The following is a 13,239-nucleotide window of genomic DNA, read 5'->3' as shown; positions in this document are numbered from 1 at the left end:
AAAAGCCGACATTTAATAATATCTTAGCACGGCTCAAAAGTAAAAAAAAATAACCGGCATAAAGAATTATGCCGGTAAAAGGACGCTGTCACGAAATTGACAACGAAATTGTTCTCCGGAGAGAACTTCTTCTTTCAATAAAATGTCAAGGGAGTAAGCAAATACATTCTTTTGTTTATCCAGCAGCTCTCGTGTGCGAATCATCAGCTCGTCCAGAATCTTGCTGTTTTCTTTCATCAGCTCTTCGGTTGTGACCATCTGCAGATTGGCGATACCGAGTGAAGTCAAGCCGGACTTCATCATCGTCTCCACGATGTTCAGCGCCTGCTCAAAATCTCCGCGGGAGCCAGTACTGCGGCCGCCGTAATACATTTCCTCCGCCGCTGCGCCTCCAAGCGCGATCATGATCTGATCTTCAAGATAGTCTTTGGTATACAGGTACTGCTCGGACTGCGGATTATGACGCACATAACCCAGCGCTTGTCCGCGAGGCGTCAAGGTAACCTGGCTCACGCTGCCCGGACGGAGCAGCTCCGCCATAATGGCATGTCCCAGTTCGTGAATCGCCACCCGTCTCTTCTCCTCGTGGTTGGTTTCACGGTCCGTCTTTTCGCCCATCATGACCTTGTCGATTGCCATGGCCAAGTGACGTTGTTCCACCTCGGTCAGATTGTCGCGCATCATATAGATCGCGGCTTCGTTCATTACGCTTTCCAGCTGGGCGCCGGAGAAACCGTAAGCTTCTTCGGCAATTTTGTCCAGATTGACATCCGGGTGAAGCGGTTTATTCGAAGCGTGCAGCTCCAGAATGGCCTTGCGCCCTTTTTTATCAGGCAGATCCACTTGAATATGGCGGTCGAACCGTCCCGGACGGAGCAGCGCCGAATCCAGCATCTCTTTGCGGTTAGTCGCCGCAATCAGCAATATACGGGGCTCGTCGGAGCTGTAGATTCCATCCATCTCGGTCAGCAGCTGATTCAGCGTCTGGTCGTATTCCCGCTGCTGTCCGCCTTCGCGTTTGCCGCCAATTACATCAATCTCATCGATAAAAATAATAGCGCTTTGTTTGTTTTCTTTTTCCGCCCGGGTCCGGGCGTCTTTGAACAAGTCGCGGATTCTGCCCGCTCCCACACCGACGTACATCTCCACGAACTCACTGCCCGAAGCGGCGACGAACACCGAATTGGTGTAGTGGGCCGCGGCTTTGGCCATCAGCGTTTTGCCTGTTCCCGGAGGCCCGGTGAGCAGAATCCCCTTCAGCGGGCGGATGCCGAATTTGCTGATCTCTTCGTGCCGGATCAGGAAATCCAGCGCTTCGCGCAGCTCCTGCTTGGCGTTCTCCTGGCCGCCGATCTGCTCGAATGTCAGCTTGGACGGTCCTTTCTTTTTGCGTTTCTTATCGGCTCCCGCATTGACGGTCAGTCCGCCGCGAGAATGCGCGAGCATCAGCAGAGCGCCGATCATGGCGGCTCCAATCAGCAGCGGGACAATATTAAGTCCAAGGAATGCGAGGAAAACAAGCAGCACCGGCACAAATCCGATCACCGCTTCTTTGGTCCATTTAGGCATTAGTCCATACCCCCAGTCGTTCTGGTTGCCGCGGCAGAATCACGAATTTGCTTTCCTTGCCGTCTGTCAGGCTCACATACACATTGCTGTCATCAATTTCCGTTGTTGCCGAGATACCATCATACTCCTGGGCCAGCCGGTCCAGCGTGCTGGGAATCAGCGTGTATTTCCGGCTCTCCATCGCTTCGGCGACGGAGAACATCGCTTTCTCCCAATATTCATCCAGACGTTTGTTGGAGTGCTGCTCAACGTCAAGCTTCAGCTTGCGGCCGCCGATAACGGATTGTCCTTCAGCATTTATATATTGAACGAGTTCACGTAATTTTGTTCCAGGCTCCAAATCGAGTTTCAAAGCGACCTCGTTGCGGGTAATAGAAATATGAGATTCGTTAACTCCTTTATAATCATTAACAATTTTTTTCAGCGGTTGCTGGACCGCATATTGACGGTAAAGAAACCATCCGCCGAACAATACCGAAGCCGACAGCAGCGCTGTCAGCAGTATAGCGACAGGACGCAGTTTCATATAACCTCTCCTTTCGGGTTGAACACATGATGCATGGACAGCGCAACTCTAACTCTACTATCAGCTAACTTCACACTCAACAGCTAAACTTCACACTCAACAGCTAAACTTCACAATCAGCAAATGCCTGTGTAGATTCTATCAGGCATTTGTTTGCCGTGCAATCGTACAAGTAACAGTATATCACAGTGTATATACTTTTTCGAAGCAGATTGTGAAATATATTTTAAATTTTAGCTGCCAAATCGCTGCATTGCAAGTTTACTAGTTTTACCACGGCTGTACAGCTGCTTACGGTGGGGATTAGTTCTTGAGGTTTAGCAGAATCCCACCTCTCTACCAGCCTTTACTGGCAATACCAGAGATTAAGTTTATCCCGTATTAGTTTGCGATAACCGTCTGATAGATCATAATGTAGTTGTCATTGATATACTGCTCGATCAACAGGCGGTCAACTTTTCGATCAGGATGTTTAATTTCCGGCACTTTTCGGATCCCATGCGTTCGCAGAGCACTTCCACCCATTCCAAAGTAACACCATACCCTGTAACCTATAACATGTAACCTATGCCGTTTGATATATCACCTAATATATATCCTCCAATATATACGATGCAACTATATCATGTAACACGTACCATGTAACACAGACCATGTAACACAGACCAAACACAGCCAAAAAGGGCTGAGCGCGCCTACCGCGCACCCAGCCCTTTTTTAGTTGACGTAAATCGGATTCCCGATGGCGGCGCCGTCGGCAAACCGGAAAAACTGATAATAATAGTGCTCATCCTGTTTATAAAACAGCTGCCAAGCGTATTCGCCATCATATACGCCAGGCAGAAGCCGCTCAACCGATGCCTGCGGCAGCGCTTTGGCGATCACCTCGCGCATCCGCGTTTCATCCAGCCCGTTCTTAAGCGGCTCGGCATGAACAGTGTTTTCTCCTTGCGCAGGCTGGCCTCCCGGCTGAAACCGAACCCAAACCATCAGTTCCTGCCCGGTAGCGTCTGTTCCGGTAAGGGTCCAGTAGATGGATTGGCTGTCCCAGACCGATTTCTGAGCACGCGTAATCTCCACCAGCCCGGCCTGGGTTTTGGCGGCCGCTTCCGCCGCTCTTTTTTCGGTCCATTGATCCTTCATAATGTAAGCATAAATCAAATGGAGTCCAAACAGCACCAAGAGCAGCGCCGACGTTCCGAGTGCGATCCATTGTCCCTTTCTTTTCAACCGTTTCCGCTCCCTCTCATCCCCGCGCGCTTACCGTTTCAGCAGACCTTCGAACGCCTGCTGGGCGCTCCGGCGGATCCGCTCTTCATCCAGCGTCAGGCATTCGCCGTTCTTAACCACCTGTTTTCCATCAACCCACACATGCGCCACATCTTTGGCGCTCGCCGAGTACACGGCATGGGATAACAGGTCCGAGTGGGGCAGCAGATGCGGCTGATCAATGTCAATGGCGATCAAATCGGCTTTCATTCCTACTTCAAGGCGTCCTACCTCAGGCAAAAAGACCGACTTTGCTCCATACTCTGTTGCCATCCGCAGCGCTTCGGCCGCGGGCACCGCCGTAGGATCGCCGCTTACTCCTTTATGAATCAGCGCCGCAAGGCGCATCTCTTCGAACATGTCGAGGTTGTTGTTGCTCGCCGCGCCGTCCGTACCCAGCGAAACCGTGACGCCGGCCTTCAGGAGCTCGGGAACACGGGCGACGCCGCTTGCAAGCTTAAGATTGCTGCCCGGGTTATGCGACACCCCAACATTGTGGCGTGCAAGGATCTCAATCTCCTCATCCGTCAGATGGACCGCATGCGCAACAAGCGACGGACGCGTGAACATGCCGAGCTTCTCCAGATGCGCTACGGGTCTGAGGCCGTAATCGGCGGCGTTTTGCTCCACCTCGCGCTGCGTTTCGGACATGTGGGTATGGAGCGGAAGATCCAGCTCATGCGCCGCTTCCACAAATTTGACAAAATAATCCGGCGGACAGGTATACGGTGCATGCGGCGAAATCATGGCTGTAATCCGGCCGTCCGCCTGGCCATGCCAGTTGCGGGCAAAACGGACGGCTTCCTCCAGCTTCGCCTTCTGCACGTCCTCGGGGCACAGACCGATAACGCCCCGCATCAGAACAGCGCGGATGCCGGACTGGTCAGCCGCTTCGGCCACCCGGTCCATATGGTCGTACATATCAAGGAACGTGGTTGTTCCGCCTTTGAGCATTTCCAGAATCGACAGCGAACTTCCCCAGTATACGTCGTCTCCGGTAAACTTGGCTTCCATCGGCCACATCTTCTCCTGCAGCCATACCTGCAAAGCAAGGTCGTCCCCGTAACCCCGGAGCAGCGACATCGCGGCATGTCCATGCGTATTGACGAGCCCGGGCAGAAACAGCAGCCGGCTCCCGTCCACCTGGCGGACTCCCTCTATATTCTCGGGTTCGGTTTCGCCTATGTACGTAATCCGGCCGTCATCCACAATCATCCAGCCGGTAAGAACCGAACGGTCCGCCGAGTTAACGGCAAACCGGCCGTTGCGAATCACCCATTTACGGTCATTGCTGCTCATTTGCGGTCTCCTTTCCATCAGGCAGATAATAAGCTAGGCTTTGCAGGTCGGTTGTGAAATCCGCCGCATGAACCCGTACCTCGGGCGGCGTCTTCAGAATAACCGGCGCAAAGTTCAGAATCGCTTCGATGCCCGAACCGACCAGGATATCGGCAACGGCCTGCGCTTCGGAATCCGGGACGGTAATAATGCCGATCCGGATGCCTTGGCTCCGGATTGTATCGGCCAGTTCTTCCATCGGCTGCACGGTCAGCGAGTTGATTTTTTGCCCGATTTTGGGCGGGTAGGAATCAAAGATGGCAACGATTTTCATCGTGTCCTTCAGATAGGCGTTGTAATTCGAGAGCGCATGGCCCAGATTACCGGCGCCGACAAGGGCTACGTTAATCTGCTGGTCCAGCTTCAGGATATGCCGGATTTTTTCGATCAGATACGAGACGTCATACCCGATGCCTTTGCGGCCGAAGTCGCCAAAATAAGCCAGGTCCTTCCGGATCTGCGCCGGGTTGAGCTCCAGCTTCTGCCCCAGCTCCTGGGAAGAAACGGTCGCGATTTCGCGTTTGTTCAGCTCGTTCAGAAAACGCAAGTACACCGGCAGACGGCGTACGACCGCTTCCGATATTTTGTCTGATTTCATCGATGATCCTCCTCGTTAGAGATGCCTTCCGGGTAACCCGCGCAGCTTCCTTCCGGGCATAACTTCCCCCGTTCGTGTTCCGCGTGTGTTCCCTATAGAGCAGCGGCAGCAAATACCGCTTGCTTGTGTCCGCAAACTGCTTTGACGGCAAACCTGCCGCCAAAAGCCGGAAACGGCAGCGGTCCGGTTCGCCCGGCAGCCGGATGGAAAACCCTTACAGATAAGGTTCCACCCCGGTACCGTTTGAATTGCTTGCAGCTAAATTTATTCTCCGCTGGCCTCGGCAGCTCCTGCTTCCAGCCATTCCGTAATACGCGGAACCAGCTGTTCGGTCAGCATATGCTCCATTTTGGGCCCCGGCAGCGAATATAGAAAATATTTACCGTAATAAGACTCAATTACTCGGGTATCGTATACAATAACGATTCCCCGGTCCTCCGCCGTCCGCACCAGCCGTCCAAAACCCTGTTTGAAGCGGATGACCGCCTGGGGGACCGACATCTGCATAAAAGGGTTTTTCTTCTGGGCCTGCAGCAGCTCCGCTTTAGCTTCGGCCAGCGGGTGGTTTGGCGGCTGGAACGGCAGTCTGACGATAGCCAGACAGGTCAGCGCTTCACCCGGAATATCGACGCCTTCCCAGAAACTGCTGGTCCCGAGCAGCACGGATGCGCTGCTGTCCTGGAACCGCCGGATCAGCTTCGTCCGGCTTCCCCCTTCAACACCCTGCCCAAGCACGGTGATATTCTCGGAGGCAAGCGCGTCCTTCAAAGGATCAAATACCTGTTTCAGCATCCGGTAGGAGGTAAAGAGCACCAGCATTCTTCCGCGCGTCGAGACGGCGGCCTCGGCAAGCGAACGAACCAGCTTCTCCACAAAACGCGAATCCCCGATGCTTCCTTTAACGCTTGGAAAATCCCGCGGAATCACCACCAGCGCCTGCTCCCTGTACTTAAACGGTGAAGGCAGCTGGGCGGTCATCACCCGTCCTTCCGCGTTTGCTGCGGATAAGCCGAGATTCTCGATCATATACTGGAAGGATTTGTCGACCGACAGGGTGGCGGAAGTGAGCACAACGCTTTTTTTCTTGTCAAAAAACAATTCCTTCAATTGGGCGCTGACGTCCACAGGCACCGCGTACAGCTGTAACGAACGGGCCCGGTAGTTGCTGTTCGCCTCCAGCCAATAAACAATGCCGGTATCTCCCAGCTTCATGAAAAGCTGCAGCGATTCCCGAACCTGGGCCAGTTCCTTAAACAGCCCGCCGAGATCCGTTACGATCCCCTCCTGAGACCAGGTGTCGTTTTCCCTCATCTCACCCAGCATCGTGTCCCCTTTACGGATCAGATCCGCCAGAGCGGTCAGCAGGCTCGCCGAAAGAGCGGACACCTCCTCCCAGTCCGTTGGCTTCTTCGCAGGATTCAGCCGGAGGACCAGCTGACCGGCTTCACCGGCAGACAGCTCGCTCCGTTCCGGGATCAGCGTATACAGCCGTTCGCTCAGCATCTCCCAGTTCTCCCGCACCGTCATGATATCCTCGCTCATCCGGTCGATGTTTGCCGTCCATTCGGAAGCCTGTTCACCGCCGGAGGACTGCAGCATTTGCCGCAGCATCGGCAGCTGGCCGTTCCGGCTGTCCTTAAACATGCGCTGCAGCGTATGCGTCACCGTAAAATGCTTCAGATGCATGCCAAGGTGTTTGCCTGCGACGTCTTCAAGATGATGCGCCTCGTCAATTACCAAATGCTCGTAAGCGGGCAGCAGCTGATGCCCCGCTTTGACGTCGGCGAACAGCTTGGAATGATTGGTGATGACGACATCGGCCAGGCCCGCCTCATGCTTGGCCCGGTGATAAAAACACTTGCGGAACCAAGGACACGCCCGCCCCAGACACGAATCAGTGTCGCTGGCGACAGTCTCCCAATAATCCCCGCCCCGGTTGCCAAGGTTCAGTTCTTCATCATCCCCGGATTCGGTCCGCGTAAGCCACACCAGCATTTGGGCGGAGATCAGCAGATCTTCCCGCGGGCTGACGAACTCCTTGCGGTTGATCTTCAGTTCCAGTTTCCGCAGACACAAATAATGACCGCGTCCCTTGAACACGGCGGCTTTGAACGGAAACGGCACCGCCTGTGTCAGCAGAGGCACATCCCGCTCCCTTAGCTGATCCTGCAGGTTGATGGTATGGGTGCTCACCATTACCTTGCTGCCGTTTTTGACGCTGTGGTAAATGGCCGGCAAAAGATAACCCAGCGATTTGCCGGTGCCGGTGCCTGCCTCAATCAGCAGATGTTTATCCTCCGACAAAGCGGTCATCACTTCACCGAACATGATATCCTGCGATTCCCGGCTCTCGTACTTTGGCAGCAGCGCGGCCAGCCTCCGTTTGACCCGTTCCAGATAGTCCTGGAACGATACGTCCTCCAGCGGATTCGCTTCCCCTTCCTCCCTGGGCGCACTGAGCTCCGTCCAATCCCCGACCTTCAGGGCTAGCTGCCGGTAATAGGTAAGGTCATCCTGCTGGGAGAAGGTCTCCATCTCGCGCTCCTGCAGCAGGCCGTCAAAGTACCAGGCCAAATCGCTGTCTTCGCCGGCAAACAGCTCGTTCAGCCGCTGAATGGTAAGCAGCGGCAGGTCGTACAGCTCCTCCAGACAGCGGAGCAGCACAAGCGCGGTAGCATGTGCATCGCTGTCCGCCTGATGGGGCCGGTCATGCTGCAATCCGAAATGGGCCGCAACGGCGCCAAGCTGATACGTGGTCAGCGACGGAAAGCAGATCTTCAAAAAATCAATGGTATCAAGGATGCGCCCCTGGAACGGAAGATATCCGCACCGGTCCAGCGCATTCTGCAAAAAATGAAAGTCAAACGCAACGTTGTGTCCCACCAGCACGCAGTCATCCAGCAGGGGCACCAGTTCCATCATCATCTCTTCCAGCTCCGGCGCCTGCTCCACATCGCTGTCGCGGATGCCGGTCAGCTCCGTAATGAAGGGCGGGATCGGCGTTCCCGGCTTGACGTAGGAACCGTATACCCGGGAGATGGACCGGTCTTCTTCGATGATGGCAAGTCCCACCTGGATGATCTCACCCACGGATTGGGTTCCCGTCGTTTCAAAATCAAGCACGGCAAATTTCATCGGTATAGATTTCCCTTTCCCTTTGAGACTCTTTATCAGCATAACAGATGTTGCCCAAAAAGGCGATGCACACCCGGCCATCCGGCAGGGTGTGCATCGCTAAAAATCAGGCATATGCGCGGGAGAATGGCACTACAGCAAAGAGACAAGCTCCATCCCGTATTGCAGTTCTCCTTCTTTCCTCCGGCACACCTTCAGGTTCTCGGCCGGTTCCTGTAAATCCGGAGCGTACTTCAGCGCAAGCGAAAATAAATCCTGTGCGTCCGCCAGCAGGCCTTGACGGGCCAAAATACAGCCCATCACGTTGTACGTGAACGCCTTCAGCCTCCGGCTGCGGACGCCCGGAAGCATCCGCTGCAGATGCGTCCATGCGCCGCCGTGATCGCCGGAGTGCAGCAGAGCCAGCCCCGAATACAGACGGGCCGGCACACTGTCGGGATATTCGCCCAGCACCTGACCGAATTCCCGGACGCACTCCGGATACATCAGCAGCTTGAAGTAGCCCTGGCCGCGGGCAAAAGCAGGATGGCGCAGCTCCGGCGCTTCATTCTGCCCAAGCTCGCGTTCTCCTTCGCCTCCCGGATCTTCAGCCAATTGAAAGTCGCTCATTTTCTCGGCAAAGGCCAGCCATTCATCCATCATTTCATCACACAGCCGGCGCAGCAGATTCCAGTTGCCGAGCAGTTCCTCCCGGCGGGCCCCCTGCGCCGTGGGATAATGGCGGATAATTTCCTGGAGCATGTCGTTCATTTCAGCAAATACATGTTGAAACACGGGACATCCCACCCTTACGGATAATGAGATCAGCGCGGCTTGCCTGACTTCATTTTTTGCCTGCGGGGCGGGTTTCATCCGCGATGCCATTCATTACATAAGCCGCCTGAACCGCCCGATGGTTAAGCGATCGTGGAATGGGGCTCCCGGTCCGTAAGCTTCACCGGACGGTTCCCTTCGCCGACAAATACAACCGTCGGTTTATGGCTGGCAAGCTCTTCCTGGGACAACATCGCATAAGAAATAATAATGACTGTATCGCCGGGCTGCACCAGCCGGGCCGCGGCGCCGTTCAGACAGATCACCCCGCTGCCCCGGGGTCCCGGAATCACATAGGTTTCCAGTCTGGAGCCGTTGTTATTGTCTACGATTTGGACTTTTTCGTTCTCCAGCAGATCGGCCGCTTCCATCAAATCTTCGTCGATCGTAATGCTGCCGACGTAGTTGAGGTTGGCTTCAGTTACCGTAGCGCGGTGGATTTTGGATTTCATCATATGCCTAAACACAAGCCGGCACCTCCTTGGGAGTAAATACAATATTATCTATCAGACGTGTCCGGCCGAACTTGACCGCAAGCGCCATAATGACTTCACCCTCCACATCCTGCAATGTCTGGTCCGGGCGAATCGCTTCCAGACCGGGGAAGGACAGCACCTCAACGTAATCAATTACGGCCGCCGGTGAAGCTGCGATCCTTCCGCGCAGCAGACGCCCGGCTTCTTCCGCCGTGGACACTGCTCCACTCTCAATCGCGGCATACGCCTCGCGCAGGGACCGGGACAGCACCAATGCTTCCCGGCGTTCCTCTGCGGAGAGGTACACGTTCCGAGAGCTAAGCGCCAGGCCGTCCGCTTCGCGGACAATTGGACAAGCTACAATGTCGATATCCAGGTTCAAATCCTCGTTCATGCGGCGGAGCACCGCTACCTGCTGGGCATCTTTTAGCCCGAAATAAGCAGCATCCGGTTTCACAATGTTAAACAGCTTCATGACAACAGTAGTCACGCCGTCAAAATGACCGGGCCGGGAAGCGCCGCACAGCGGCGCGGTGATCGATGACACCGACACCTTGGTCAAAGTGGGTTCCGGGTACATTTCTTCCACCGAAGGGATAAACACGAAGTCGGCGCCTTCCCGCTGCGCAAGCTCCAGATCGCGCGCTTCATTCCGGGGATACGCTTCATAGTCCTCATTTGGACCAAACTGCAGCGGATTGACGAAAATACTAACCACCACCGTGCCGGACGCGGCTCTGGCCTGACGGATCAAACTGGCGTGGCCTTCATGCAGGTATCCCATTGTCGGCACGAAACCTACCTGCCCCAAGCCCGCTGCCCGGCGCTCGCGTACAGCCTCACGCAGCTCGCGGATCGTTCGAATCGTTTTCATCGTGATGTCTCTCCTTTATCCTCATGACCGTAAAGTGAACCTACAACGTCCGCATCCGCTCCAAACACATGCTGCTCGGCCGGGAAGGACCGGTCTTTGACTTCCTTGACGTAGGCGGAGATACCTTCGCGGATCATGCCGCCGATATCGGCATAAGTCTTGACGAACCGTTTCTCCCGGTACGAGGAGGTATATTTCAACAGGTCGTGGAACACCAGCACCTGGCCGTCGCAGCCGCGGCCTGCTCCAATGCCGATCGTCGGGATGCTCAGCCGCCGGGAAATAAGTTCGGCCACCTCTTCCGTGACCAGCTCCAGCACGATGCCGAACGCACCTGCCGCTTCAAGGGCCAGCGCGTCGTCCAGCAGACGCCGGGCGTCCGCCTCGTCTTTCCCTTGCACGCGGTAGCCGCCGATCGTATGCACCGATTGCGGGGTCAGGCCGATGTGGCCAAGCACCGGCACGCCCGCGGCGACAATTTTGGACACCGTTTCGGCGATTTCGGCGCCGCCTTCCATTTTGACCGCATGGGCGTGTCCCTCCTGCATCAGACGCCGCACATTCCGCAGGGTCTCATCAATGCCCCCATGGTAAGTCATAAACGGCAGATCCGCCACAATAAAGGTATGTCCGGCTCCTCTGGCTACCGACCGGGTGTGATAAACCATATCGTCGATCGTAACGGGCAGCGTGGAATCGTATCCGAGCACCACATTGCCCAGTGAATCGCCGACCAAAATCATGTCGATTCCCGCCTCTTCGGCCAGTTGGGCCGAAGGATAATCATACGCGGTCAGCATGCTCAGCGGCACACCTTCCGCCTTCATTTTTTTCATTTTTACGATGTTTAATGCCTGTTTTTTTTCGCCCAATCTCCATTTCCCCTTTCGACACTCCAAGTATGAGCGCAAACAAAAAAACCCTTTAGCATGTCCGCTAAAAAGGTCCGAAAGGCAAAAAAGAGTCACTTGCGATCGTCCCTTCTGTCTCGGTCCTTACGGCTCAGAGCAGAATCCAACGTAACCGTCCTACAGTTACCAACTAACTTATGCGCCCGGAGTGCGGTTCCATCTTGGGATACCGCCTCTTACCGCTAGTATAACAAACTGCGGCAGGTTTGCAAACCCGTTTTCTCATTCATTTGGGTCTTCACGAAACAAGGGGTAAAGTAAGCTTTAATCCCTGTCGGGCAATAAGGGCATGTTCCATACAAGAGAAAAAAACGGCAATTGCACAAGATAAAGAGTATCCGTTCATAATAAAAAACTACGGTTGAATATTTCTCGGGGTCCAACCAGAGATGGGAAATGAAACGTTATACGTGGTGCGCGAAGGGTTTAGTGGGCGAGTTCTATATTGAGTGAATGAGTGAATGAGTGAATGAATGAGTGAATGATTGAATGAGTGAATGACTGAATGACTGAATGAGTGAATGAGTGAATGATAGAATGACTGAGATTGAATGACAGGAAAGAGGAGATGTCGCCCCAACAAAGTCCTCATCGAGTACGCTTCATCAGCTTTTGCAACCAACCTTCGGCAATTCCACATAAATTCGCGAGATAATGAGATTATCCCCTTAGGTTCCACCCAATCAACATCCATCCAAATTAACATCCATCCAGTCAACATCTATCCAATCAACATCCATCCAACTCAACCTTTGCCGGGTTGCGTATTTTATTAGGCGGGTTGTTTGATACATAAGGTTCATTCCTCTGCCGCTCTCTGCCATCGTAACGGAACTGAGCGACCTTATTTCTTTATATAAGGCCTAGATTATAATATAACGGAACTCATCGCCGCTATTTGGGTCAATTTGCTGTAAAAAACACTTAAACTGCATCAGTAACGCTTCTGAGTTCCGTTAGAATTTATTCCCGGCCATTTGGAGCCGAATAACGGCTCCCAGTTCCGTCAGCCCCATCTATATTTCGCAGACTCTTGCCTACATTTAGCTGATAAGTCCGGTACCGGACATTTCCTCCCGCAACAACGATATGATTCTCCTCGACCAAACGATGTAATATATTACGTGCATATCGATCAGTGACCCGAAGATGCAACGCAAGTTCATTCGGTGTAAAAGGCCTGAGTAATCTGCGTGCATATCGAACCGTTTCTGCTTCCACAAAGTTCAACCGGGCATCCGCCTCGAACGATAGCAACTTTCCAATGAAGGATAAGATCAACTGCTTGCAAAATTCTGGTTCATCCCGAATCGACAAGTATGCGATCGGCAAAAAGATCCAATCATCGAGAGATAATAAACTTTGTCTACGGCATAGATCTTTAAACCTGCGTGTATCCAAATCTCGGGCATGCGACCGGTAATCCTGTACTTCAATATCTCCTTTCATCTTTCCCGGTAAAAAAGCCAAGTCGAGATACCTGAACCCGTTATTGAAATCACGAACCTCCCATTCGGGATACAAATGATCGAAGTTACCGACGACAGGGTACCAAATCGAACGCAACATCTCCACAGTCCCATGACTTAATCCTTTTTGCAATAACTCGCGTCTTCGATGATTTTTTTCCAGCTCTATCTGCTTCTGCATCCACGATTCGTACTCTTTCTTAAACATGCAGTGCCCCTCCCCTTTTTCAAGGAAAATAAAAAAACCGCCTCGATACACTT

The 13,239-nt window shown here is 53.7% G+C and carries 11 protein-coding genes; all 11 read right to left on the bottom strand.

Features of this window, described 5'->3' with window-relative positions; all coding sequences use genetic code 11:
- Positions 1-66: 66 nt before the first annotated feature.
- The 11 genes from ACE6ED_RS20885 to ACE6ED_RS20835 all read right to left on the bottom strand — a co-directional run bounded on the left by ACE6ED_RS20885 (position 67) and on the right by ACE6ED_RS20835 (position 13,186).
- Complete coding sequence (locus tag ACE6ED_RS20885; RefSeq protein WP_410829349.1) at positions 67-1,569, bottom strand: AAA family ATPase; 1,503 nt, start codon at positions 1,567-1,569, stop codon at positions 67-69.
- The gene (locus ACE6ED_RS20880; RefSeq protein ID WP_410829348.1) at positions 1,562-2,095 is read right to left on the bottom strand and encodes a hypothetical protein; all 534 of its coding nucleotides are present in this window, start codon (positions 2,093-2,095) and stop codon (positions 1,562-1,564) included. The genes ACE6ED_RS20885 and ACE6ED_RS20880 overlap by 8 nt, the downstream gene beginning before the upstream one ends.
- Positions 2,096-2,812: 717 nt before the next feature.
- On the bottom strand, positions 2,813-3,325 hold the full coding sequence (locus ACE6ED_RS20875; RefSeq protein ID WP_410829347.1) for a cell wall elongation regulator TseB-like domain-containing protein: 513 nt from the start codon (positions 3,323-3,325) through the stop codon (positions 2,813-2,815).
- A 30-nt stretch (positions 3,326-3,355) separates the two neighbouring features.
- Complete coding sequence (locus ACE6ED_RS20870) at positions 3,356-4,663, bottom strand: amidohydrolase (protein ID WP_410829346.1); 1,308 nt, start codon at positions 4,661-4,663, stop codon at positions 3,356-3,358.
- Positions 4,650-5,300 (bottom strand): redox-sensing transcriptional repressor Rex, encoded by a 651-nt coding sequence (locus ACE6ED_RS20865; protein WP_410829345.1) that lies wholly within the window; start codon positions 5,298-5,300, stop codon positions 4,650-4,652. The genes ACE6ED_RS20870 and ACE6ED_RS20865 overlap by 14 nt, the downstream gene beginning before the upstream one ends.
- A gap of 264 nt (positions 5,301-5,564) precedes the next feature.
- Positions 5,565-8,435, bottom strand: coding sequence for an ATP-dependent DNA helicase DinG (gene dinG / locus ACE6ED_RS20860; RefSeq protein ID WP_410829344.1), 2,871 nt, complete (start codon positions 8,433-8,435; stop codon positions 5,565-5,567).
- A gap of 132 nt (positions 8,436-8,567) precedes the next feature.
- The gene (locus ACE6ED_RS20855) at positions 8,568-9,209 is read right to left on the bottom strand and encodes a tetratricopeptide repeat protein (RefSeq protein ID WP_410829343.1); all 642 of its coding nucleotides are present in this window, start codon (positions 9,207-9,209) and stop codon (positions 8,568-8,570) included.
- A 122-nt stretch (positions 9,210-9,331) separates the two neighbouring features.
- On the bottom strand, positions 9,332-9,715 hold the full coding sequence (gene panD, locus ACE6ED_RS20850; RefSeq protein WP_410829342.1) for an aspartate 1-decarboxylase: 384 nt from the start codon (positions 9,713-9,715) through the stop codon (positions 9,332-9,334).
- Entirely contained in the window at positions 9,708-10,598 is an 891-nt protein-coding gene (gene panC, locus ACE6ED_RS20845) for a pantoate--beta-alanine ligase (protein WP_410829341.1), read from the bottom strand. Before panC ends, panD begins: the two co-directional genes overlap by 8 nt.
- The gene (gene panB / locus ACE6ED_RS20840; RefSeq protein ID WP_410829340.1) at positions 10,595-11,470 is read right to left on the bottom strand and encodes a 3-methyl-2-oxobutanoate hydroxymethyltransferase; all 876 of its coding nucleotides are present in this window, start codon (positions 11,468-11,470) and stop codon (positions 10,595-10,597) included. Before panB ends, panC begins: the two co-directional genes overlap by 4 nt.
- A 1,002-nt stretch (positions 11,471-12,472) precedes the next feature.
- The gene (locus tag ACE6ED_RS20835) at positions 12,473-13,186 is read right to left on the bottom strand and encodes a transcriptional regulator (RefSeq protein ID WP_410829339.1); all 714 of its coding nucleotides are present in this window, start codon (positions 13,184-13,186) and stop codon (positions 12,473-12,475) included.
- Between the last annotated feature and the right edge of the window lie 53 nt (positions 13,187-13,239).

The organism is Paenibacillus nanchangensis (genome assembly GCF_046543445.1).
In the GTDB taxonomy this organism is placed as follows: domain Bacteria; phylum Bacillota; class Bacilli; order Paenibacillales; family Paenibacillaceae; genus Paenibacillus_AQ; species Paenibacillus_AQ nanchangensis.
Note: the sequence above shows the minus strand (reverse complement) of the source record. Positions and strands in the feature narration are given on the sequence as shown.